Source organism: Methyloversatilis sp. (assembly GCF_030698125.1).
GTDB lineage: Bacteria > Pseudomonadota > Gammaproteobacteria > Burkholderiales > Rhodocyclaceae > Methyloversatilis.
Genome location: NZ_JAUYNV010000025.1, coordinates 73,128 through 95,124, shown reverse-complemented (window position 1 = coordinate 95,124; position 21,997 = coordinate 73,128). Strand labels below are relative to the sequence as shown.

General features: G+C 64.6%; 21 protein-coding genes and 1 riboswitch. Of the genes, 7 read left to right on the top strand and 14 right to left on the bottom strand.

Annotated features, from left to right (window positions below):
- Window positions 1–60: 60 nt before the first annotated feature.
- Both Q8Q80_RS10190 and Q8Q80_RS10185 read left to right on the top strand, forming a co-directional pair.
- Entirely contained in the window at window positions 61–744 is a 684-nt protein-coding gene (locus Q8Q80_RS10190) for a Fe2+-dependent dioxygenase (RefSeq protein ID WP_305632807.1), read from the top strand.
- Complete coding sequence (locus tag Q8Q80_RS10185; protein WP_305632806.1) at window positions 729–1,787, top strand: alpha-hydroxy acid oxidase; 1,059 nt, start codon at window positions 729–731, stop codon at window positions 1,785–1,787. Before Q8Q80_RS10190 ends, Q8Q80_RS10185 begins: the two co-directional genes overlap by 16 nt.
- On the opposite strand, the gene Q8Q80_RS10180 is transcribed toward Q8Q80_RS10185, so the two are convergent.
- The 4 genes from Q8Q80_RS10180 to thrC form a co-directional block, all read right to left on the bottom strand.
- Window positions 1,765–2,307, bottom strand: coding sequence for a hydrolase (locus Q8Q80_RS10180; RefSeq protein ID WP_305632805.1), 543 nt, complete (start codon window positions 2,305–2,307; stop codon window positions 1,765–1,767). The two genes, Q8Q80_RS10185 and Q8Q80_RS10180, sit on opposite strands and share 23 nt — an antisense overlap.
- A 95-nt stretch (window positions 2,308–2,402) precedes the next feature.
- Entirely contained in the window at window positions 2,403–4,769 is a 2,367-nt protein-coding gene (locus Q8Q80_RS10175; protein ID WP_305632804.1) for a DUF1631 family protein, read from the bottom strand.
- An 87-nt stretch (window positions 4,770–4,856) separates the two neighbouring features.
- Window positions 4,857–4,946, bottom strand: a riboswitch (cyclic di-GMP riboswitch).
- A 200-nt stretch (window positions 4,947–5,146) separates the two neighbouring features.
- Entirely contained in the window at window positions 5,147–6,004 is an 858-nt protein-coding gene (locus Q8Q80_RS10170; RefSeq protein ID WP_305632803.1) for an HDOD domain-containing protein, read from the bottom strand.
- Window positions 6,005–6,121: 117 nt separating this feature from the next.
- On the bottom strand, window positions 6,122–7,567 hold the full coding sequence (gene thrC / locus Q8Q80_RS10165) for a threonine synthase (protein ID WP_305632802.1): 1,446 nt from the start codon (window positions 7,565–7,567) through the stop codon (window positions 6,122–6,124).
- Window positions 7,568–7,745: 178 nt separating this feature from the next.
- Here thrC and Q8Q80_RS10160 point away from each other — a divergent pair, with 178 nt between their 5' ends.
- Complete coding sequence (locus Q8Q80_RS10160) at window positions 7,746–8,960, top strand: HPP family protein (protein ID WP_305632801.1); 1,215 nt, start codon at window positions 7,746–7,748, stop codon at window positions 8,958–8,960.
- Window positions 8,961–8,978: 18 nt separating this feature from the next.
- On the opposite strand, the gene Q8Q80_RS10155 is transcribed toward Q8Q80_RS10160, so the two are convergent.
- From Q8Q80_RS10155 to Q8Q80_RS10145, 3 genes are read right to left on the bottom strand one after another with little or no spacing between them, the layout of a single operon-like run.
- A complete protein-coding gene (locus Q8Q80_RS10155; protein WP_305632800.1) occupies window positions 8,979–10,292 on the bottom strand; it encodes a homoserine dehydrogenase in 1,314 nt (437 codons plus the stop codon).
- Window positions 10,289–10,774, bottom strand: coding sequence for a GNAT family N-acetyltransferase (locus Q8Q80_RS10150; RefSeq protein ID WP_305632799.1), 486 nt, complete (start codon window positions 10,772–10,774; stop codon window positions 10,289–10,291). Before Q8Q80_RS10150 ends, Q8Q80_RS10155 begins: the two co-directional genes overlap by 4 nt.
- Window positions 10,764–12,035: a pyridoxal phosphate-dependent aminotransferase gene (locus Q8Q80_RS10145; RefSeq protein ID WP_257078482.1), complete on the bottom strand. Its 1,272-nt coding sequence runs from the start codon at window positions 12,033–12,035 to the stop codon at window positions 10,764–10,766. The genes Q8Q80_RS10150 and Q8Q80_RS10145 overlap by 11 nt, the downstream gene beginning before the upstream one ends.
- Before the next feature lie 158 nt (window positions 12,036–12,193).
- Here Q8Q80_RS10145 and Q8Q80_RS10140 point away from each other — a divergent pair, with 158 nt between their 5' ends.
- The 4 genes from Q8Q80_RS10140 to Q8Q80_RS10125 are packed head-to-tail and all read left to right on the top strand — an operon-like array spanning window position 12,194 to window position 15,034.
- On the top strand, window positions 12,194–12,583 hold the full coding sequence (locus tag Q8Q80_RS10140; protein WP_305632798.1) for an Mth938-like domain-containing protein: 390 nt from the start codon (window positions 12,194–12,196) through the stop codon (window positions 12,581–12,583).
- 31 nt (window positions 12,584–12,614) lie between these two features.
- Window positions 12,615–13,067 (top strand): peroxiredoxin, encoded by a 453-nt coding sequence (locus tag Q8Q80_RS10135; protein WP_305632797.1) that lies wholly within the window; start codon window positions 12,615–12,617, stop codon window positions 13,065–13,067.
- 31 nt (window positions 13,068–13,098) lie between these two features.
- The gene (locus Q8Q80_RS10130; protein WP_305632796.1) at window positions 13,099–14,553 is read left to right on the top strand and encodes a PhoH family protein; all 1,455 of its coding nucleotides are present in this window, start codon (window positions 13,099–13,101) and stop codon (window positions 14,551–14,553) included.
- A 25-nt stretch (window positions 14,554–14,578) separates the two neighbouring features.
- Complete coding sequence (locus Q8Q80_RS10125; RefSeq protein ID WP_305632795.1) at window positions 14,579–15,034, top strand: MarR family winged helix-turn-helix transcriptional regulator; 456 nt, start codon at window positions 14,579–14,581, stop codon at window positions 15,032–15,034.
- A 173-nt stretch (window positions 15,035–15,207) separates the two neighbouring features.
- On the opposite strand, the gene dnaB is transcribed toward Q8Q80_RS10125, so the two are convergent.
- The 7 genes from dnaB to rnr form a co-directional block, all read right to left on the bottom strand.
- Window positions 15,208–16,623 carry a replicative DNA helicase gene (dnaB, locus tag Q8Q80_RS10120; RefSeq protein WP_305632794.1) on the bottom strand — a complete coding sequence of 472 codons (1,416 nt, stop codon included), beginning with the start codon at window positions 16,621–16,623 and terminating at the stop codon, window positions 15,208–15,210.
- Between the two features lie 208 nt (window positions 16,624–16,831).
- Window positions 16,832–17,281 carry a 50S ribosomal protein L9 gene (gene rplI, locus Q8Q80_RS10115; protein ID WP_305632793.1) on the bottom strand — a complete coding sequence of 150 codons (450 nt, stop codon included), beginning with the start codon at window positions 17,279–17,281 and terminating at the stop codon, window positions 16,832–16,834.
- A gap of 14 nt (window positions 17,282–17,295) precedes the next feature.
- Window positions 17,296–17,568: a 30S ribosomal protein S18 gene (gene rpsR / locus Q8Q80_RS10110; protein ID WP_305632792.1), complete on the bottom strand. Its 273-nt coding sequence runs from the start codon at window positions 17,566–17,568 to the stop codon at window positions 17,296–17,298.
- A gap of 34 nt (window positions 17,569–17,602) precedes the next feature.
- The gene (gene priB, locus Q8Q80_RS10105) at window positions 17,603–17,956 is read right to left on the bottom strand and encodes a primosomal replication protein N (RefSeq protein ID WP_305632791.1); all 354 of its coding nucleotides are present in this window, start codon (window positions 17,954–17,956) and stop codon (window positions 17,603–17,605) included.
- Window positions 17,953–18,372 carry a 30S ribosomal protein S6 gene (gene rpsF, locus Q8Q80_RS10100; RefSeq protein WP_305632790.1) on the bottom strand — a complete coding sequence of 140 codons (420 nt, stop codon included), beginning with the start codon at window positions 18,370–18,372 and terminating at the stop codon, window positions 17,953–17,955. Before rpsF ends, priB begins: the two co-directional genes overlap by 4 nt.
- 119 nt (window positions 18,373–18,491) lie before the next feature.
- Window positions 18,492–19,247 (bottom strand): 23S rRNA (guanosine(2251)-2'-O)-methyltransferase RlmB, encoded by a 756-nt coding sequence (rlmB, locus tag Q8Q80_RS10095; protein ID WP_257078473.1) that lies wholly within the window; start codon window positions 19,245–19,247, stop codon window positions 18,492–18,494.
- Entirely contained in the window at window positions 19,244–21,976 is a 2,733-nt protein-coding gene (gene rnr / locus Q8Q80_RS10090) for a ribonuclease R (protein ID WP_305632789.1), read from the bottom strand. The genes rlmB and rnr overlap by 4 nt, the downstream gene beginning before the upstream one ends.
- Window positions 21,977–21,997 lie beyond the last annotated feature (21 nt).

Below are 21,997 nucleotides of genomic sequence, written 5' to 3'. Positions count from 1 at the left end.
GCTGGGGCGTCGTTCCATTCCTACTGGATCCGCCCTCACGCGTTCCGCCCTTGCCCATTCATGTTGCTGACCATCGAAAACCTGCTGCCTGACGATGAAATCGCCCGCTTGCGCGCCCTGCTCGCGCGCGCCGGGTGGTCGAGCGGCGCAGCCACCGCCGGTACGCAGGCCGTCACCGTCAAGAACAACCAGCAGATCGCCGAAGATGCGCCGCTGCTGCCGGAGTTGCGGCGCATCGTACTGACGGCACTGAACCGCTCGCCGCTGTTTTTCACGGCGGTGCTGCCGCACCGCATCGTGCCGCCCTGCTTCAACCGCTACGCCGACGGCGCCGACCGCTACGGCGCGCACATCGACAATTCGATGCGCGCGCTGCCCGATGGGAGTGGCTATGTGCGTGCCGACGTGTCGGCCACATTGTTCCTGTCCGACCCGGCCGATTACGACGGCGGCGAGCTGGTGATCGAAGACACCTACGGGCGTCATGAAGTGAAGCTGCCGGCCGGCAGTCTGGTCATCTATCCGTCATCGTCGGTGCATCAGGTGCAGCCGGTGACGCGCGGCGAGCGCATCGGCTGCTTCATGTTCATCCAGAGCCTGGTGCGCGACGCCGAACAGCGGCGCCTGCTGTTCGATCTCGACATGGAATTGCTGACGCTGCGTCAGCAGCTCGGTGAAACGCCGTCCATGGTCAGGCTGACCGGCGTGTATCACAACCTGCTGCGCCGATGGGGCGACACCTGAACGTGACCCTGCCCGCGCCGCGTTCCATCGCCGACTATCGCGAACTGGCGCGCACGCGCCTGCACCCCGAGCTCTGGCACTACCTCGACGACGGCCGCGACACGCCGTGCGGGCGCGCCAACCGCGCAGCGTTCGATGCCGCGCCGCTGACGCCGCGCCCGCTGACCGACGTGCGCGGCGGCCATACCCGCATCGAACTGTTCGGCGAGGTGCTCGGCCATCCGATGCTGCTCGCCCCGCTCGCCTATCAGCGCCTGTATCACCCGGACGGCGAACAGGCGAGCGCGATGGCGGCGAATGCGCAGGACGGACAGATGGTCATGAGCTCGCTGGCCAGCCAGCCGTTCGACGCCATTGTCCGCGCCGCCGAGCGCGCGCCCTGGTTCCAGCTTTACTGGCAAGGCAGCCGCGAGGCGACGCACCGCCTGCTCGATCGCGCGATCGCTGCCGGCGTCCGCGCGCTGGTGTTCACGGTCGATGCGCCGGTCAAGCCGACGGCGCTGGCGCTGCCGGCACAGGTGGGCGCGGTCAATCTCGATGCACCGGTGCGTCCGGTCGCCATCGGCAACGGCCAGAGTCAGGTGTTCGACGGATGGATGGCGCAGGCACCGACCTGGGACGACCTGGCCTGGCTGCGCGACCGGACGTCGCTGCCTTTGCTGCTCAAGGGGGTGCTGCATCCGGACGACGCGGTACGTGCGGTGCAACGGGGCTGCGACGGGCTTGTCGTGTCCAACCACGGCGGGCGCGTGCTGGCCGGCGCACCGGCCAGTCTGTCGATGCTGCCGGCCATCGTGTCGGCCGTGGGGCCGGGTGTGCCGGTGTTGCTGGACAGCGGCATCGACAGCGGCAGTGACGTACATCGCGCACTGGTGGCGGGTGCACGAGCAGTGCTGATCGGGCGCCCTTGCATCTGGGGGCTGGCCGGCAACGGTGCGCTCGGCGTCGCGCACGTCATGCGGCTGTTGCGCGACGAGCTGGAACAAAGCATGGCGCTCTGCGGCCATGCCACCGTGGCGGCTAGCGCAGGAATGTCCGGCTGATTTCGCGGAATTCGTCCGACCCTGCCGCGCCCAGCCATTCGAACGCCACCATCTCGCGCGACACCACGATCACGCCGTGCTGACGCATGCGATCGAGCGCGACCAGGCGGTTGGACGGGTCGCGTGACGCGACGCAGTCGGCGACAACAAACACCTGCTTGCCGCTGGACTGCAGGTCCAGTGCGCTCTGCAGTACGCAGATATGCGCTTCGGTGCCGCAGATCACGACCTGGGGCCGCTGCAGCTCGGCCGCCGTGTTCAGGCAGCCATCGGTCACGCAGGAAAAATTCATCTTGGGCACAATGGCGTGCGCCGGCACGAGGTCGCGCAGTGCCTGCACCGTCGCGCCCAGACCTTTCGGATTCTGCTCGCAGATCGAAACCGGCACCGACAGGCGCTGGGCGATGCGCACCATCCACACAACATTGTCGAGCAGACGCCCGGCGTCATCCATTGCGGGCAACAGTCGCTCCTGCATGTCGATCAGCAGCAGCGATGATCCGTGGCGGTCAATAAGCATCGAACACTCCGTCGGTCCAGACTGGCCGAGAGCTTACCAGTCCTTGATGGCTGCCTGCGCCGCCGGCGTTCGACGTTGCCGATCTGACCGGCGGCTCAGCGCACGCGTTGCTGGCCAAGCGCCTGACTGACCGCCCGGTCGAACATCGGCTCGTTGTTGACCACGCGCGCCTCGCCGTTGGCCAGTTGCAGCGCCAGCGCGTCGGGCGCGATCGAGGTGGCCCGGGTCGAACCGGGATTCGTAAACAGATAGATGCCGCGTTGCGGGCTGACCCAGTTCAGGCGCATGCGCGCGAAATTGCCGTCGGTCTGCCTGAACTCGATCCAGTCGCCGCGCTTGAGTTCGAATACGCGGTCCTGCTCCTGGATGTCGAGCGGTGACGGCAGGTTCAACGAAATGTCATTGAGTTCCAGCCCGTCCTGTTCGACATGCTCGCTGACCACTTCGGGCGCCGGCACATCGTCATTCGCGGAGTACGCGTCCGGCACCCACTGTTCGACGGCCGGTGCCGCCGTCGCCGCACCGGGCTTGATCCACTGCGCGTGCAGATCGAACAGGCCGTTGAGCAGCATCAGCTTGTCGGCCGGATGGGCGCCCGCCAGATCGAAGCCCTGGTTGAGGCGGCGCAGCAGACCGGGCAGCGCGACCACGAGCGCGCGGCGTTCGTCCGCATCGGCCTTGGCCTGCACACTCCAGATCAGTTCGTCGATGGTGGCGAGCGCCTGCTGGTAATCGACGGCCGCATCCGGACCGGTGTCGACATGCTTGCGCAGCAGCCGGCGCCATACGCCATCGAGCAGACTTTGCACCACGCCGGGCAGCGGTTTGCGCAGCCGGTCATCAATTTCGTCGTCGGCGGCGCGCCGCGCATCTTCGCGGCGCAGCCGTTCCTGCTCGCGCGCGCTGGCGATCAGCGCCGCCGCTTCGGCACGCTGCGTCTCGTCGGCTTCCAGTTCGGTGACGAAGGCGCGCAGGTCGTCGCTGCAGGCCTCGAACAGGCTCAGATCGCGGTCGAAATCGCGCAGGATGCGGTCGACGATCTCAGCCAGCTTGATGTACAGCGGGTCTTCGTGTCCGACGTCGCGACCCCAGCGCATCATCGAACTGGAAATCAGGTCGAGCAGTCGGCGCGCCGGATGCGCCTTGCTGGAGAAGAAGCTGCGGTCCAGCATGGCCACCTTGACCAGCGGAATCTGCAGCCGGCCGACCAGCGCCTTGATCGGATCGGCGATATCCGCGTCGTCGAAGATGAGGTCGAACAGCATGGCGACGATGTCGACCGTGATCGCATCGAATTGTCCGAGATGGCGGCCCAGCTCGGAGGTGCGGAAATTGCGCAGCAGATTGGGCGGTATGCCGAGGTTGCAGGACGCAGCGGCCGGCATCGAAAGGTCGGGGTCGGACTGCAGCGCGCTGAGTGCCTCGAACACGAAGGGTGACGCCAGCGCGGCCGGATTCGCTTCGGCAGCGCCGATCGGCGGCAGCGCAATGCCCTGCGCCGCCATCTGCCCCTGGACCAGTTGCGACAGCATGGCGTAGATGTCGCCGTCTGCCTCGGCAGCAGCGCTGAACGCAGCCTGTTCTGCGAAGCCGCCATTCACCGACGACATGCCGAAGCCGGGCATCGATGCGGAGAAACCCGTGTCCCGGGCACCGCCTATCGCAGGAAAGCCGCCCTGCGCACCGGCTGAAGACGCAAAACCGCTGGTCATGCCCGTCTGATCGCCGCCGGCGCCCTGTCCCTGCGCTGCGCCCGCAACGCCGGCACGTGCACCGACGTTGCGGCGGAAGCCGCGACGCAGGCCCGGCAGTACGTTCTGCCGCTGCAACCGTATGTTCAGGTCCTGGTAAAGCTTTGAAAGTTCGCTTGAAATCTGCGTTTCAAGCGACTGCAGCAGCACCAATCGCATCTGCACGCTGGCATCGACTTCTTCGCACGCGGCGCGCAGCGCCTTGGCGACCCCCTCGGTGCCGAGCGGATTGTCCTGATCGGTCGGATCCGACTTGCCGAGCAGCGAGCCCAGACGCTGTTCGACGCCGAACAGCTCCTCGTCGCAGTGTTCCTTCAGCTTGCGGGTCAGTTCATGAACGGCCAGATCCTGCGTCAGGTCGTCTTCGCCCACCAGGCTGAGTTCGTCGAGCGACGTCGGTACTGCTGATCGCGATGATTCGACCGGCTCGCCGCGTACACGCGCGTCGAAATAGCGGGTCAGGTGGTCGATGAAGGTTTGTTCGATGCCGGCCCACTGCTGGCGGGCCTTGCCGCAGGTGAACATGTAGAGGTTGCGCTGGTCACGGTCGAGCTCTGCCTCGGCCCGGGCAACCAGATCTTCTTCGATTTTTTCCAGCATGCCGCGCAGCGAATCACGCAGGCGCCGGATCGTGAAATCCCGGCAGTCGCTGATCACCCGCCCTCGTTCAGGCGGTACGGCAGGCTTTTTCGGCAGGGGTACAGCGCTCATGATTCACCTTTGCGGCCGCGCACGGCGGTCGGTAAAGGCTGAAACGGGGCGCAAAGTCAGGACCGGACGCGAGGCCTGGTACAGCATCACGGCGGCCCCGCTGTCGTGGGGCGCTGGGCACCCGGTAGACCGGAAACTTTGCGTCGCCACCTTTCGATGGGTTTGCCCTGGTTCAGCTTCAATATGTCGTCACATCATTTAACGACTGCGCGGCCCAAGACTTTAGGGTCTGTTCGCATTTGAATCGTACATCATGCGTGCGGCCAGCGCGTCGCCGGGCGAGGCGCACCGACGCCGCCTGCCTGGCCGTCAGGCCCTGCGGGTTGCCCAAGGGCAACGTGTGACGCACGAATCAAGTGCGAACAGACCCCAAGCCCTTATATCTGCAGTGTGGCGATGATGGAATCGATTTCTTCCTTCGATTCAGCGACCACCGCTTCCAGCGTTTCATTGTCGATGTCCGAGGTCGCCGCGTCGGCAAGCAGACCATCCTCTTCCGGCGACAGCGTGGTGAACGGATTCGGGAATGCCGCCATGCTTTCGGCGAGGAACAGTACATCGCCCAGCGATCGGGGCGGCACGACCGCGCCCTCGAACATCGGTGCATCGACGGCAGCGATGACCTGTTCCGGTACCTTGAGCGATTCGAGCACGGCGCGGCCGACGCTCTGGCTGAAACTGAACATCAGCCCGCCCAGTTCGGCTTCGCGCTGCAGCAGCGCAGGAAAGGCCGATGCGCGGGCCAGCAGGTAGAACTGGCCGATCTCATGGACCAGACCGGCGAACATGGCCGTGTCGGCGTTGAGCCGCGAAAGGCGACGTGCGATGACGTAGCTCAGTGCCGAAACGTGAATGGTGTGCCGCCACAGGTCATGCGTCAGGACGCGCAGACGTTCGTCGGCGCGCGCGTCCACCATCTGGCGGACGATGAGCGACATCGTGAGCATGCGGATCGGCTCGGTTCCGACGCGCGTCACCGCGGTGCGGACGTCGGTGATTTCGTTGCCGCTGCGGTTGTAGGCCACCGAGTTCGCCAGGCGCAGGGCTTTCGCGCTGAGCACCGGCTCGGCGCCAACCAGCCGGCAGACCTCATTGACATTGATATCGGGGTTCTCGAGCGCCTGCCGGATGCGCAGCGACACGTCAATGCTGGTCGGGAAGACGATGTCGCCCGATTCAAGTTCCGCTGACAGCCGCTGCAGTGCCTCAAGCGATGAATTCACCGGCTCACCCATGACATGTTCTCCGTGACGCACCGCGGTGCGCATGTGATTCGATGTCAGTGTATACGGCAGCGTGCGGACCGGACTTGATCCCCGATTCAGCGCGCGCCCAGGCCGCCTTCCTGCAGATCAACCGGCGTTGCGGGCTATGAAGGCCTTCATGGCGGCCACGTCGGTACCCATCACCTCGTAACGCTGCGGCAGCGATTCGAGGTGCTCCATGCCGTGCGGGCGAACGGGCTCGCAGCCCAGCGCCTCGACCACGGTTTCCGAAAACTTGGCCGGCAGTGCGGTTTCGAGCACCACCATCGGCACACCGGCTTCGCGTCGCTCCAGCGCCACCTTGAGGCCGTCGGCGGTATGGGTGTCGATGGCGCGCCCCCAGCGCGCATGGGCCAGCCGCATCGTGGCCAGACGATGGGCATGGTTGCTGGCGCCGGACTGGAAGCCGTACTCGGATGCGACCTTGCCGAACAGCCCGGTACCCGACAGATCGAACGGGCGGCCGCGATCGACTTCGCTCCACAGCGCCCTCACCCGCTCCGTGTCGCGACCGGTCAGGTCGAAGATGAAGCGTTCGAAATTGCTCGCCTTGGAAATATCCATCGACGGGCTGGTGGTGTGCAGCGTTTCCGCATTGCCGCGCGGCCGATAGACGCCGGTGCGGAAAAATTCGTCGAGCACATCGTTTTCGTTGGTGGCCACCACCAGATGACGGATCGGCAGGCCCATCATGCGGGCGATGTGACCGGCGCACACATTGCCGAAGTTGCCCGACGGTACGGTAAAGCTCACCTGCTGGTCATCGCGCGTCGTCGCGGCGAAGTAACCCTTGAAGTAATAGACGATCTGGGCCGACACGCGCGCCCAGTTGATCGAATTGACGGTGCCGATGCGGTACTTCATCTTGAATTCGAGGTCGTTGGACACCGCCTTCACCATGTCCTGGCAGTCGTCGAACACGCCGCGCACCGCAATGTTGAAAATGTTCGGGTCCTGCAGGCTGAACATCTGGGCGCTCTGGAAGCGGCTCATCTTGCCGTGCGGACTGAGCATGAACACGCGGATGCCGCGCTTGCCGCGCATCGCGTATTCGGCGCTCGAACCGGTGTCGCCGGAGGTGGCGCCGAAAATGTTCAGATGCGCCCCGCTCTTCGCCAGCGCGTACTCGAACAGGTTGCCGAGCAGCTGCATCGCCATGTCCTTGAACGCCAGCGTCGGTCCGTTCGACAGTTCGAGCAGGTGCAGGTCGGGCTCCAGCGTGTAGAGCGGCGTGATGTCGTGCGCGTCTGAGCCGGACACCGTGTTGCAGTAAACCTCGGGCCGATAGGTGCGGTCGATCAGCGCATGCAGGTCGTCTGACGGCAGGTCGTCGGCGAAGCGCGACAGCACGGCATAGGCAAGCTGACGGTAATCCATGCCGCGCATCGAACCGAGTTCGACCGGCGTGAATTTCGGGTACTGCACAGGCATGGCGAGGCCGCCATCCTCCATCAGGCCGCCCAGCAGGATGTCGGTGAAGTGCTTCTGCGGCGCGAGGCCGCGGGTGGATACGTAATACATCGCGTCGTGCATCGGAGTCGTGGTCGGGAGGCGTTCAAGCGCAGCGCGCTCGACAGCGTCAATACAAGGCGCATTAATCTAGCACAGCACGCCCTCCCCTCCCGCGCCGACACCCCGCGGGTTATGGCGACATGAATGCACCAAGTTGGGGCGTGCGGCTACACTGCAGCGTTTCGACTGGAAGCTTGCCATGATCGGCCTGTCCGAACTGCTGCGCCGATATCTGGTATCCGACGCCCCGCCGCTGTCGCCCGCCGAACGGTGGCGCAGCACGCTGGCCGGTCTTGTCGGCCTGCTGCTGTTCGAGGGCGTGCTCCATGTGCTGCCGCTCGGCGCGGACGAGAAGCGCGTTCTGGCGCCGCTGGGCGCGACGTCCGTCATCCTGTTCGCGCTGCCGCACAGTCCGCTGGCGCAGCCATGGTCGGTCATCGGCGGTCTGCTGATATCCGCGCCGCTCGGTTACGCCTGCGGTTACTGGCTGCCGGGCGGGCCGTGGGTGATGGCGGTGGCACTGGCCGCATCGATCTGGCTGACCGCATGGGCGCGCTGCATCCATCCGCCGGCCGGCGCGATGGCGCTGACCATGGCGATGGCCGCCGCCCAGGGCGCTGCGATCGAGCCGGCGCTGATGGCGACCGCCGCGAACACGATTGCCATCATGGTGGCGGTCATGGTGGTGAATAACCTGATTCCCGGCCGCCACTATCCGCAGGGTACGCCACCCGCCGCGCAGCAGCGGATGCACCGGGCGCCGCCGGTCATCGCGCACCGCGATCTCGAGGCGGCGCTGGGCGAAATCGACGGTTTCCTCGACGTGCGTGACGACGACCTCGTCGACCTGTACGAGCGCACGCTCAGACACGCCTTCATGCGCGTCCATCAAATGCGCTGCAGCGACCTGATCGAGCGTTCGGACAGGGCCGCGCCGGCGCTGGAGTTCGCCACCCCGCTCGCCGACGCCTGGCAATTGATGCGTACGCTGCGCGTCGACACCCTGCCGGTGGTCGACCGCAGCCGGCGCGTGATCGGTCTGCTGGCGTTTGAAGACTTCCTGCGCGAAGTGTCGCCTGAGGGGAATCGCACGATGGGCGACGCGGTACGCCACCTGCTCGCGCGTTCGCCGCAGATGCATTCCGACAAGGCGGAGGTCGCCGGACAGATGATGCGCGACGTGCGCGATGGCGTGCTGGTGTTGCGCCAGCACGACAGTGTGGCCGCGGCTGCCGAGGCGATTGCTGCCGGCCGCCAGACTGCGGTGCCGGTGATCAACGGTGCCGACCGCCTGGTCGGGCTGCTGGACCGCACCGATCTGGTCGCGGCGCTGTATCACCGGATGGCGCTGATCGACGCAAAAAGCGAAGTGTCGAACGTCGAACCGGATGCCGCGCCGGCGCAGGCCGGCTGAACACCGGCCTGCGCCGGTTCAGCCGTTCAGCTCTTCGAGACGCAGACGCGTCACGCTGCCCACCGTGCTGTCGAGTGCTTCGATGCGCGCGATGGCGGCATCGACCTTTTTCTCGCGCGTCACATGTGTCAGCATGATGATGTTCGCCTGCTGTTCGCCTTCCGACGGCTCTTTCTGCAGCATGGCGTCGATGCTGATTTCCTGGTCGGCCAGGATGCGCGTGATGTCGGCCAGCACCCCCGGCCTGTCCTGCACGCGCAGGCGCAGGTAGTAGGCGCTTTCGACTTCGCTGATCGGCAGGATGGGGATGTCGGACAGCTGATCGGCGCGGAATGCCAGATGCGGCACGCGATGTTCCGGGTCGGCCGTGTGCAGGCGGGTCACGTCGACCAGGTCGGCAATGACGGAGCTGGCCGTCGGCTCGGCGCCGGCACCGCGGCCGTAATACAGCGTGGCGCCGACCGCGTCGCCTTTCACCAGCACCGCATTCATCACGCCCTCGACATTGGCGATCAGGCGCTTCGACGGGATCAGCGTCGGGTGCACGCGCAGTTCGAAACCGTCGGCCTTGCGCTTGGTGATGCCCAGCAGCTTGATGCGATAGCCCAGCTCTTCGGCGTAGCGGATGTCGTCGGCGGTCAGTTTCGTGATGCCTTCGATGTGCGCGCGCTCGAACTGGACCGGGATGCCGAACGCGATCGACGACAGCAAGGTGATCTTGTGCGCGGCATCGACGCCCTCGATGTCGAACGTCGGATCGGCTTCGGCATAGCCCAGCCGTTGCGCATCGGCCAGCGCGTCGGCGAAGGTCAGACCCTTGTCGCGCATTTCCGACAGGATGTAGTTGGTGGTTCCGTTGATGATGCCGGCCACCCACTCGATGCGGTTGGCGGTGAGCCCTTCGCGCACCGCCTTGATGATGGGAATGCCGCCGGCCACCGCCGCCTCGAACGCCACCATGACGCCCTTGGCCTGCGCCGCGGCGAAGATCTCCTGCCCATGCGTAGCCAGCAGCGCCTTGTTGGCGGTCACCACGTGCTTGCCATGGGCGATCGCTTCGAGCACCAGTTCCTTTGCGATGGTGTAGCCGCCGATCAGTTCGACCACGATGTCGATGTCGGGGTCGCGCACGACTTCGAAGGCATCGCCGGTCACCTTCACCTTGCCGTCGGTCAGTTGCTGCGCGCGGGCGGTGTCGCGATCGGCGACTGCGGTGATCTGGATCGGCCGGCCGGCGCGGCGGGTGATTTCTTCCTGGTTGCGGGTCAGGACCGTCCAGGTTCCGCCGCCGACGGTGCCGATGCCGAGCAGACCTACATTGATGGGTTTCATGCCTTGCCTCGTGTGGAATGTCGTTGCGGGACGGTGTCCAGATCCCGCGAAAATAGGAAACAGGCGATGTGCATGCCTTCGCGATGGTAGAAGCGGTGCGCATCGACGCGCTGGGTGCCGGAATCAAGCCTGAGTCGCGTGGCCCCGCGTGCTGTCGCCTCGTTCGCCAGCCAGTCGAGAAGCGTCTTGCCGACCCCCTGCGAGCGAGCGACCGGTGCGGTGACCAGGTCATCTATATAGAAGTGCACACCGCTCGACGTGTTGCGGTGGCAGCGGAAGACCGCCACGCCGACAACCTGGTCGTCGCGGACGGCGACCGCCATTTCGCCGCCGTCGCCGAAAATGCCCTGCAAGGTGCCGGCGTAATCCGCCGGCAGATCGGGCCGGAGTGCTCGATGTACCGATTCGGCGCGTGCCAGCCACGAAGGTTCCAGCACGGCCCGCTTGCCGGCCACCCGCACGACGGTGACCTCAGCGGCCATGACGCTTTCGGAAGCCGTCGAGGAAGCGGGCGATGCGTCCGATGGCTTCGCGCAGATCGTCCTCGTGCGGCAGGAAGACGACGCGGAAGTGGTCAGGCCGCGGCCAGTTGAAGCCGGTACCCTGCACCAGCAGCACGCGCTGCTCTTCCAGCAGTTCGAGAATGAAGCGCTGATCGTCCTCGATCGGGTAGAGCTTGGGGTCAAGCCGCGGGAACAGGTAGAGCGAAGCGCGCGGTTTGACGCAACTGACGCCCGGGATCTGCGTCAGCAGTTCCCACGCGGTGTCGCGCTGCCGCGCCAGCCGCCCGCCCGGTGCGACCAGATCGTTGATCGTCTGATAGCCGCCGAGTGCAGTCTGGATCGCGAACTGCCCCGGTACGTTCGAGCACAGGCGCATCGACGCCAGCATGTTCAGGCCGTCGATGTAGTCGCGCGCATGACGCTTGTCGCCCGACACGACCATCCAGCCGGCGCGGTAGCCGCAGGCGCGGTAGTTCTTCGAAAGGCCGTTGAAGGTGACGAACAGCAGGTCGTCGGCCAGCGAGGCGATCGAGGTGTGGGTGGCGCCGTCGTACAGCGTCTTGTCGTAGATTTCGTCGGCAAACACGATCAGATTGTTCTGGCGCGCGATCTCCACCAGATCCTGAAGCAGCGCGTCGGAGTACAGCGCGCCGGTCGGATTGTTCGGGTTGATGATGACGATGGCGCGCGTATTGGCCGTGATCTTGGCGCGGATGTCGGCCAGATCGGGCATCCAGTCGGCGCCTTCATCGCAGATGTAGTGGCGCGCCGTGCCGCCGGCCAGCGTCACCGCTGCGGTCCACAGCGGGTAGTCGGGCGCCGGCACCAACACTTCGTCGCCGCTGTTGAGCAGGCCCTGCATGGCCATCACGATGAGCTCGGACGCGCCGTTTCCGATGAAGATGTCGTCCACGCCAACGCCCGGAATCCGCTTTTCCTGGCTGTACTGCATGATGGCCTTGCGCGGCGCGAACAGGCCGCGCGAATCGGTGTAGCCGGATGCGTCGGGCAGGTTGCGGATCACGTCCTGCACGATTTCCTCGGGCGCTTCGAAACCGAAGGGCGCGAGGTTGCCGATATTGAGCTTGATGACGCGCTGGCCCTCTTCCTCCATCTGGCGGGCCCGGGCGAGCACGGGGCCGCGGATGTCGTAACAGACGTTGGCGAGCTTTGAAGACTTCGAAACCGGAGGATGCACGATGGGGCGATCTGGAGAGGCGATGATTGGATGACTGGGCATGGGGCAGGTTGCGGCAGTCACCGGGATGACCGCCATCGCGCGGACTTCATTGTCCGCCGACGAAAAAAGATATGATTGTATGCGAGCCCGCAAGGCAGGGCAAAAGCCGGTTGCCGGCTGCGCACAGTGACCACTGGATATTCCCCGACCGAACTACCGTGAAGCTGCACCAGAACCCGCGCCCGACCACCTACCTTGTCACCGGATTCGGGGATGGCTATCTGCAGATCGGCGAGCGCAAGCTGACGCGTACCGTGGTGCTTGGCCCCGGACTGCTGCGCGAGGACTGGGGCGCCGGCAGTATCGACCAGCTCGATGCCGCCGACTTTGCGCAACTGACCACGCTCGACGCACAGATTCTTCTGCTCGGCACCGGCCCGAAACAGCAGTTCCCGCACCCTTCCCTGCTGCGTCCGCTGATCGAAGCGGGCATCGGCGTTGAAGTCATGGACACGCTGGCCGCTGCGCGCACCTACAACATACTGGTCGCGGAAGGTCGTGCCGTGGCCGCAGCACTCATCCTGCCGGAGGGAGTGCCGTCACCATGACCCCGAAACCACTCAAGGAGAGACGGCTCAGATGAGCACCACCCCGATCGACGACTTCACACTCGCTTCCACCTCGGGACAGGATTTCAACCTGTCCGCTGCCGCCAAGCCGCTGGTCATCTACTTCTATCCGAAAGACAGCACACCCGGTTGCACCACAGAAAGCGCAGCTTTCCGTGACCTGTATCCGCAGTTCGTTGCAGCCGGCTGCGGCGTGATCGGCATTTCGCGCGACAGCATCAAGTCGCACCAGAATTTCAAGGCCAGGCTTGAGCTCCCGTTCGAATTGATTTCCGACCCGGATGAAACCGCCTGTGCCCTGTTCGACGTCATGAAGATGAAGAACATGTACGGCAAACAGCTTCGCGGCGTTGAGCGCAGCACTTTCGTAATCGGCACCGGCGACCTTATCCTGCGCGAGTGGCGTGGTGTGAAAGTGCCGGGCCACGCAGACGAGGTGCTCGACTTCGTCAAGACACTCTGAAACCCGGCGCAACTGACGCAGAAAAAATCCAATGGCCACCCGACGCCCCGCTGCAGCACCCGCATCGCGCACACGCAAATCCGACCCGGCCACCAAGCTCTTCATCCTCGACACCAACGTGCTGATGCACGACCCGACCAGCCTGTTCCGCTTCGAGGAGCACGACATCTTCGTGCCGATCATGACGCTGGAAGAGCTGGACAACAACAAGAAGGGCATGACCGAGGTCGCGCGAAACGCCCGCCAGGCCAGCCGGCTGCTGGACGAGATCGTCAGCGGTGCGGAAGACCGTATCGCGCTCGGGATTCCGCTGGCGGCGGCGTCGAGCGACCTGGCGAGCGGCCACCTGCTGCTGCAGACCGAAGCGATCGACGGCGTGCTGCCGGCCGGTCTGCCCACCGCCAAGGCAGACAACCAGATCATCGCGGTCGTGATGCATCTGGCTCAACGCCACCCGGCGCGGCAGGTCATCCTGGTGTCGAAGGACATCAACATGCGCATCAAGGCCCGTGCGCTCGGGCTGCATGCGCAGGATTACTTCAACGACAAGGTGCTCGAAGACACCGACATGCTCTACACCGGCACGCGCGAGTTGCCGGAGAAGTTCTGGGACGAGCACGGCGGCAACCTTGAGTCATGGAAGGAAAACGGCCGCACGCTGTACCGGGTCAAGGGCCCGCTGTGCCCCGACCTGCTGATCAATGAATTCGTTTACCGGGAAGCGGGTGCGAAGCAGGACAAGCCCTTCCATGCCGCAGTGCGCGAACGCAGCGGCAAGACCGCGGTGCTGGAAACGCTGGTCGATTACGGGCACCACAAGAATTCGGTCTGGGGCATTCTGGCGCGCAACCGCGAACAGAACTTCGCGCTGAACCTGCTGATGAATCCGGACATCGATTTCGTCACGCTGCTCGGCCAGGCCGGTACCGGCAAAACGCTGCTGACACTGGCTGCCGGGCTCACCCAGGTACTGGAAAGCAAGCTCTACAGCGAAATCATCATGACGCGCGTGACCGTGCCGGTCGGCGAAGACATCGGCTTCCTGCCGGGCACCGAAGAAGAAAAGATGACGCCATGGATGGGTGCGCTCGAAGACAACCTCGACGTGCTGAACAAGACCGACGATCCGAATGCCTCCGGCGAGTGGGGCCGCGCCGCCACGCTCGACCTGATCCGCAGCAGGATCAAGGTCAAGTCGCTCAATTTCATGCGCGGGCGCACCTTCCTGAACAAGTTCCTGATCATCGACGAGGCGCAGAACCTGACGCCCAAGCAGATGAAAACGCTGATCACCCGCGCCGGCCCCGGCACCAAGGTGATTTGCCTGGGCAATATTGCGCAGATCGATACGCCCTATCTGACCGAAGGCAGCTCGGGCCTGACCTATGTCGTTGACCGTTTCAAGGGCTGGCCGCACAGTGGTCATGTGACCTTGCAGCGTGGCGAGCGCTCGCGCCTTGCCGATCATGCAGCCGAAGTGCTGTGAGTGAAATGATGAAGGAGCCGCAACCATGATCGATCCGATGCTTCTTGACCAGCAGCTGTGTTTCGCGCTCTATGCCGCCACGCATGCCATCACCCGTTGTTACTCGCCAGGCCTCAAGGCGCTCGGCCTGACGTATCCGCAATATCTGGTGATGCTGGTGTTGTGGCAGGAAGACGCGCTGACGCTGAAGGCGCTTGCCGAACGTCTGGATCTCGATTCGCCCACGCTGACGCCGCTGCTCAAGCGGCTTGAAGGCGCCGGCTACATCACGCGGGCGCGCAGCCGGATCGACGAGCGGGCGCTGGAAATCCGGCTCACCGATACCGGACGTGCCCTGCGCGAACAGGCGCGGCCAGTCCATGCCGGGGTGGCCGAACAGTCCGGCCTGCCGCCGGACGTGTTTGCCCGGATGCGCACGGAGCTGCATATGCTGAGCGCGCACCTGAAGCGGCAAGACCAGGCGGCACACGGCGCCGGCTGAAACCGCGATCAGGGCCGCCATTCAGTCGCGGAACAGCTTGCGCGTGCTGCCGGTATCCAGTGCAGGAAGATCCACCGGCCCGATCTCTGTGTTCAAGGCTTGCAGCGTCAGCCGATGCGGTGTCCGGCACACACTGGCAACGTAGAATTCGAACGCCGGAACTCATGGGCGCGTCAGTAGGAACCCGGCCGCGCCGCGTTGACGAAGCGGGTGTGTTCCCCCTGGAAGCCGAGCGTGACCGTTCCGGTCGGGCCGTTGCGGTGCTTGCCGATGATGATTTCGGCCAGCCCCTTGTCCTGCGTGTCCGGGTTGTAGACCTCGTCCCGGTAGATGAACATGATGATGTCCGCGTCCTGTTCGATCGCGCCGGATTCGCGCAAGTCGCTCATGACCGGCCGCTTGTTGGGTCGCTGTTCCAGTGCGCGGTTCAGCTGCGACAGCGCGATGATGGGTACGTGCAGTTCCTTGGCCAGCGACTTGATGGAACGGGAAATTTCGGAAATTTCCGCTGTCCGGTTTTCGCCATCGCGCGTGCCTGACATCAGCTGCAGGTAATCGACCACGATCAGGCCGAGCTTGCCGCATTGCCGGTACAGCCGCCGCGCACGGGCGCGCAGGTCGGTCGGATTGATGCCGCCCGTCTCGTCGATGTGGATGGGCGCTTCATGCAGCTTGCCCAGTGCCATCGTCAGCCGGCCCCAGTCATCGTCGGTCAGCCGTCCGGTGCGCAGACGGCCCTGATCGATCTTGGCGACCGATGACACGAAACGCATGGCCAGCTGGGTGCCCGGCATTTCGAGCGAGAAGATGGCGACCGGCAGTCCCATGTCGACGGCGATGTGCTCGGCGATATTCAGCGCGAACGAGGTTTTGCCCATGGCCGGACGGCCGGCGACGATGATCATGTCGCCCGGTTGCAGGCCTGCCGTCTTCGCATCGAGATCGATGTAGCCGGTCGGAACACCGGTGACGTCGGAAGGGTCATCGCGGTCGTACAGTTCCTGGATACGGTTCACCACCTGGACCAGCAAGGGCTGGATGGCGACGAAGCCCGAGCCGCTGCTGGCACCGGCTTCCGCAATCTCGAAGATCTTCGATTCCGCTTCGTCGAGCAAGGTTTTGGCGTCGCGCCCGCGGGGCGACAGCGCGCTCGCTGCGATTTCATCGCCCACGCTGACCAGTTTGCGCAGGATGGCGCGCTCGCGGACGATTTCCGCGTAACGGCGGATGTTCGCTGCCGACGGCGTGTTGTTGGCGATCTCGCCCAGATACGCCAATCCTCCGGTCTGTTGCCCCTCGTCCGACTTTTCGATCGACTCGTACACCGTGACGACGTCGGCCGGCTTGCCCTGTTCGATCAGCTTCGCGATGTGGCGGAAGATGCGACGATGGTCGTCGCGGTAGAAATCGGATTCGCTGACCTGATCACCGACACGGTCCCAGGTACTGTTGTCGAGCAGCAGCCCGCCGATCAGCGATTGTTCGGCCTCGATCGAATGCGGCGGCAGCTTGAGGGCAGCGATCTGTCTGTCCTGCGAAGCCTGCGCCGCCTGCGCGTCGGGGTTGCCTGCGTTGCGCACGATGCTCATTGTGTTGTTTTCATTTCCTGGAAGCTGCGCCGTCAATCCGGCAATCTAGTCCCGCCGGGCGTACGGCACAACGGCACAAGCTGTGGATAAGCTGTGGGCAGTGTTGTGGACATTCTGGAAGGACATCTGGAAGCCGCATCGCAAAACAAAAAAGCCACCCTGAGGTGGCTTTCCCGCTGCGATCCGGCCAGCCGGCCGGGCGTGACGATCAGCTTTCGCCGACCACTGCCACCGTCACATTGACCAGCACATCCGAGTGCAGCGCGATTTCGAACTGGTTTTCGCCGGTTGTCTTCAGCGGACCGTCGGGCATGCGCACCATCGACTTGTCGACCGGGAAGGACTGGGCGACGAGTGCTTCGGCGATGTCGGATGTCGACACCGAGCCGAACAGGCGACCATCGACACCGGCCTTGCGCATGACCTTGACGGTTACGCCTTCCATCTTTTCGGCGACGGACTTCGCTGTCGCCAGGCGTTCGGCAGCCGCCTTTTCCAGTTCGGCGCGCCGCGTCTCGAACACCGCCAGGTTTTCCGGCGTGACGCGCTTGGCGCGCCCGGTCGGAATCAGGAAATTGCGGGCGTAACCGTCACGCACCTTTACCACATCGCCCAGATCGCCGAGCTTGGCCACTTTATCCATCAGGATGACTTGCATGGTCGTCTCCTCGCTTACTGGTGCAGGTCAGTGAAAGGCATCAGCGCAAGGAAGCGGGCGCGCTTGATGGCCGTGGACAGCTGCCGCTGATAGCCGGCACGGGTGCCGGTCAGTCGGGCCGGCATGATCTTGCCGTTCTCGGAGATGAAATCCTTCAGGATTTCGACGTCCTTGTAGTCGATTTCTTCGATCTTCTCGGCGCTGAAGCGGCAGAACTTGCGGCGCTTGAACATGCTGCGTGATCCGCGATCGTCCTTCTTCTTTGCGGTCTTCGGTCTGAATGCCATGGTGGTTCCTTCCATTTTTGCGACGGTTCGCAGGTCAGCGTTCCGTCACGAATTCGATGCTGTTCATGTGCATGACTGCCTGCCTGCTTCGTGCGCTGCGGGCAGCCATGAATCCTTGTGCGATCAACGCGGTTCCGAGCGGTGCGGCGGCGAGCAATCCGGCCTGGTCTCCGAGCAGCACGAAGTCTGTTTCAAGCCTGACTTCGCGCGGCACGCCGTTTTCGATCTGCTGCGAGTGGTGTTCGAGACATCCCCGCAGGATCGGCACGCCAGCCGGTGTGTGCCTCAGCGCGTCACGTTCGATCAGGGTGGCGTGCAACGTGAAACTGTTGATCGCCTGACCGGACGGATTTGCCTTGCGCTCCGTATCCGTTCCGCCTTCGATCAAGCGGCCGGCTGTTCGGCGACCGGCTCGACTTCCGCAGCCGGTGCCGAGTCAGCGGACGGTGCCGAGTCAGCGGACGGTGCCAGCAGCGAACGCGACTTTTCTTCCTTCATCATCGGCGAGGCCGTCACAACGGCCTTGCGCATCTTGATCGTCAGATGGCGCAACACAGCGTCGTTGAATTTGAAGGCGTGCTCGAGTTCGGCCAGCGTTTCGTTGTCGCACTCGATGTTCATCAGCACGTAGTGAGCCTTGTGCACCTTCTGGATCGGGTAGGCCAGCTGGCGGCGACCCCAGTCTTCCAGACGGTGAATGCTGCCGCTGCGGCCGGTGACCAGCGTGCGGTAGCGCTCGACCATCGCGGGCACCTGCTCGCTCTGGTCCGGATGGACGATAAAAACCACTTCGTAATGTCGCATGTAATCTCCTTGCGGTTTTTGCCCGCCTGCCCTGCGGCAGACCTGGCGGTTAAGCCTCCCGGCATGCGAATCCGGTGAGGCAAGGTAAGCCAAACATTATAGCCCGGAAAATCAAGGCCTCACAAGCCGGACCGGGCGCTGCGCTGGCGTCTGGCCTCGAACAGGCAGATGCCGCTGGCCACCGATACATTCAGGCTTTCGACCGTGCCATGCATCGGGATCATCGCCAGCACGTCGGCGGTTTCGCGCGTCAGCCGGCGCAGACCATCGCCCTCCGCGCCGAGCACCCAGGCCACCGCGCCCGACTGGTCAACCGCATACATCGACTGCGTTGCCTCGCCGGCCGCGCCAATGGTCAGGATGTCGCGCTCCTTCATTTCGCGCAGGCTGCGCGCGAGGTTCGTCACCGTCACATACGGCACGGTATCTGCCGCACCGCTGGCCACCTTGATCGCGGTGGCGTTCAGGCCGACCGCACGGTCGCGCGGCGCGACCACGGCGTGGGCGCCGGCCGCATCGGCGACTCGCAGGCAGGCGCCGAGATTGTGCGGATCCTGGATGCCGTCGAGCACCAGCAGCAGCGGCGGTTCGGACAGCGCATCGAGTACGTCATCCAGCGAGCGGTAAGGAATCTGCGCCAGCACGCGCGCCACCACACCCTGATGGCGGGCCGCCCCACCTGCCAGCCCGTCAAGCCGCGCCGGATCGGTCTGCACCAGCTTCACACCAGCCGCCTCGGCCGCGCGGACGAGGTCGCGCATGCGGCCATCGGTCCGAGCCGTGGAGACGAACACCTCCTTCACACTGTCCGCGGCGTGACGGATTTTTGCCGTCACCGCGTGGAAGCCGAAGATGTAACGCGTATCGCCACTCATTTCCGGCCACCACGCTTCGGTGCGGCCGGCTCAGGCGGGGTCTCTTTCGTCCCGTCGCCGTTTGCTGCGGCCGGCTTCGATGATCTGGCGGGCGACTTCGACAGCAGCAGGGCCGCGGGTTTGCCGGCAGCTTTCGCGGCCGGCTTCGTGGCCTGCGATTTTGCAGCTTCGCGCTTCGCGGGCTCCGGCTTTGCAGCCTTGGGCTTCGCAGCCTTTTTCGCGCCGCTTTTGGCTGGCTTGGTTGGCTTGGCTGGTGCGTCAGGCGCTGCCTTCGATGCTGCTTTCGATTTTTTGCCAACGGACGGCTTGTCCGGAATAGCGTACGGGGATGCGGCGGCAGCAGACGCCTGGGCCGCCTTTCTGGCTGCCCGACCCCGCCCCGTTTTTACCGCTTTCGGTGGCGTACTGGGCTCGACCGCTTCAACAGCGACCCGCTTGCGCGACGAAGGGCCGGTCGGCACGGCTTTGGGCGTCAGCGATGCGCGTGGCACGCGGCCGAAATCCTCGCCGCCATCCGCCAGCCTGAATTCGATGCGGGTGTTGTCCAGATCGACCCGCACCACCTGAATGCGCACCCGGTCGGCGAGGCGATACATGCGTCCGCTGCGCTCGCCAACCAGACGATGCTTGCCCTCTTCGTAGTGGAAGTAGTCAGCGCCCAGTTCGGAAATGTGCACCAGCCCTTCGATGAAGACATTGTCGAGCGCGACGAACAGACCGAACGGCACGACAGCCGATACGCTGCCTTCGAACTCCTCGCCGACGCGATCCTGCATGAAATAGCACTTGAGCCAGTTCTGGACGTCGCGGCTGGCTTCGTCGGCACGCCGCTCGGTGGTCGAGCAGTGCAGGCCGATGTCCGACCAGTCACCCGGCTCGTAACGCTTCTTCGCGAGCGCTGCCTTGATCGCGCGATGCACCAGCAGGTCGGGATAACGACGGATCGGCGACGTGAAGTGGGTATAGGCCTCGTAGGCAAGACCGAAGTGGCCGACGTTGTCGGGGCTGTACACCGCCTGGCGCAGCGAACGCAGCATCACGGTCTGCAGCAGCTGGCGGTCCGGGCGGTCGCCGATCTGCGTCAGCAGTGCGGCGTAGTCCTTCGCGTGCGGCTTGTCGCCGCCACCCAGCTGGAAGCCGAATTCGCCGAGGAAGGCGCGCAGCTTCTGCAACCGGTCCTCGCTCGGTCCTTCGTGCACGCGATACAGCGTCGGCTGCTTGCTGTCTTCGAGAAAGCGCGATGCGCACACATTGGCGGCGAGCATGCATTCCTCGATCAGCCGGTGCGCATCATTGCGGGCGTACGGCACGATGCGGTCGATCTTGCCCTCGTCGTTGAACAGCATCAGCGTTTCGACGGTTTCAAAGTCGATCGCGCCGCGCTTGGCACGCGCCTTCTCGAACACGCGGAACACCGCATCGAGCGCTTCGAGGCGTGGCAGCAACGGCTTCAGGCGTTCGCGCGTCGCAGGGTCCTTGTCGTAGATCGCCGCTGCCACTTCGGTGTAGGTCAGCCGTGCCCTGGAATTCATCACGGCGGCGTAAAAGCTGTAGTGCTGGATGACGCCGGTGGCCGACACGTCCATGTCGCACACCATGCACAGGCGATCGACCTCGGGGTTCAGGGAGCACAGGCCGTTCGACAGTTTTTCCGGCAGCATCGGAATGACGCGGCGCGGGAAATACACCGAGTTGCCGCGTTCGAAGGCATCGATGTCGAGTGGAGCATCCGGCTTTACGTAGTGACTCACGTCGGCGATGGCGACGATCAGGCGGAAGCCCTTGCCCTGCCGTTCGGCGTAGACCGCATCGTCGAAGTCGCGCGCGGTTTCACCGTCGATGGTGACCAGCGGCAGCGCGCGCAGATCTTCTCGCTTGCCGATGTCTTCCGGTCGAACTTCGTCGGGCAGGCGTTTTGCCGCAGCCAGTGCCTTGGCGGAAAATTCGTGCGGCATGTCGTGCTTGCGCAGCGCGATTTCGATTTCCATGCCGGAATCGCCGAAATTGCCCAGGACCTCGACGACACGGCCGATCGGCGGCGTGTAGCGGGTCGGCTGTTCGATCAGTTCGACTTCGACCACGCTGCCAGCGGCGGCCTTCAGTGCCCGCTTGCCCTTCTCGGGCGCGGCCAGCACGATCTGCTGGCGGATGCGGCGGTTCTCGGCAATGCAGAACTGCACGCCGTGCTCTTCGACGACGCGGGCGACCAGACGCGTATTGCCGCGCTCGGTGACCTCAACCACCCTGCCCTCACGGCGGCCACGGCGATCAAGGCCGGTGACGCGCACCAGCACACGGTCGCCATGCAGCACGCTGCGCATTTCCTGCGCGCTCAGAAAGATGTCGCCCTTGTCGCCTTTTTCGCCCTTCTTGTCCTTGCCGTCACCGGTGATGACGAAGCCGAACCCGTCCGGGTGTCCTTCGACCCGACCTGCCACGAGATCAGCCTTGTCGGGAATGATGTAGGCATCGCGCCGGTTGCGCATCAGTTGCGCCTCGCGCTCCATCGCGCTCAGGCGGCGCACGAAGTGTTCGCGCTCCTCCGGCTGGATGTCGAGCGTCTGCACAAGCTCGTCGGCGCTCATCGGCATGCCGGCTTCTTCGAGCATCTGCACGATGTACTCGCGGCTCGGCAGCGGGTTGTCGTAACGGGTCGACTCGCGTTCGAAGAACGGGTCGGCGCGTCGGATCTTGCTCGGTGAATTCTTCTTCTCTGTTTCTCTTGACAACGTAAATGCTTTCTTTAGAAT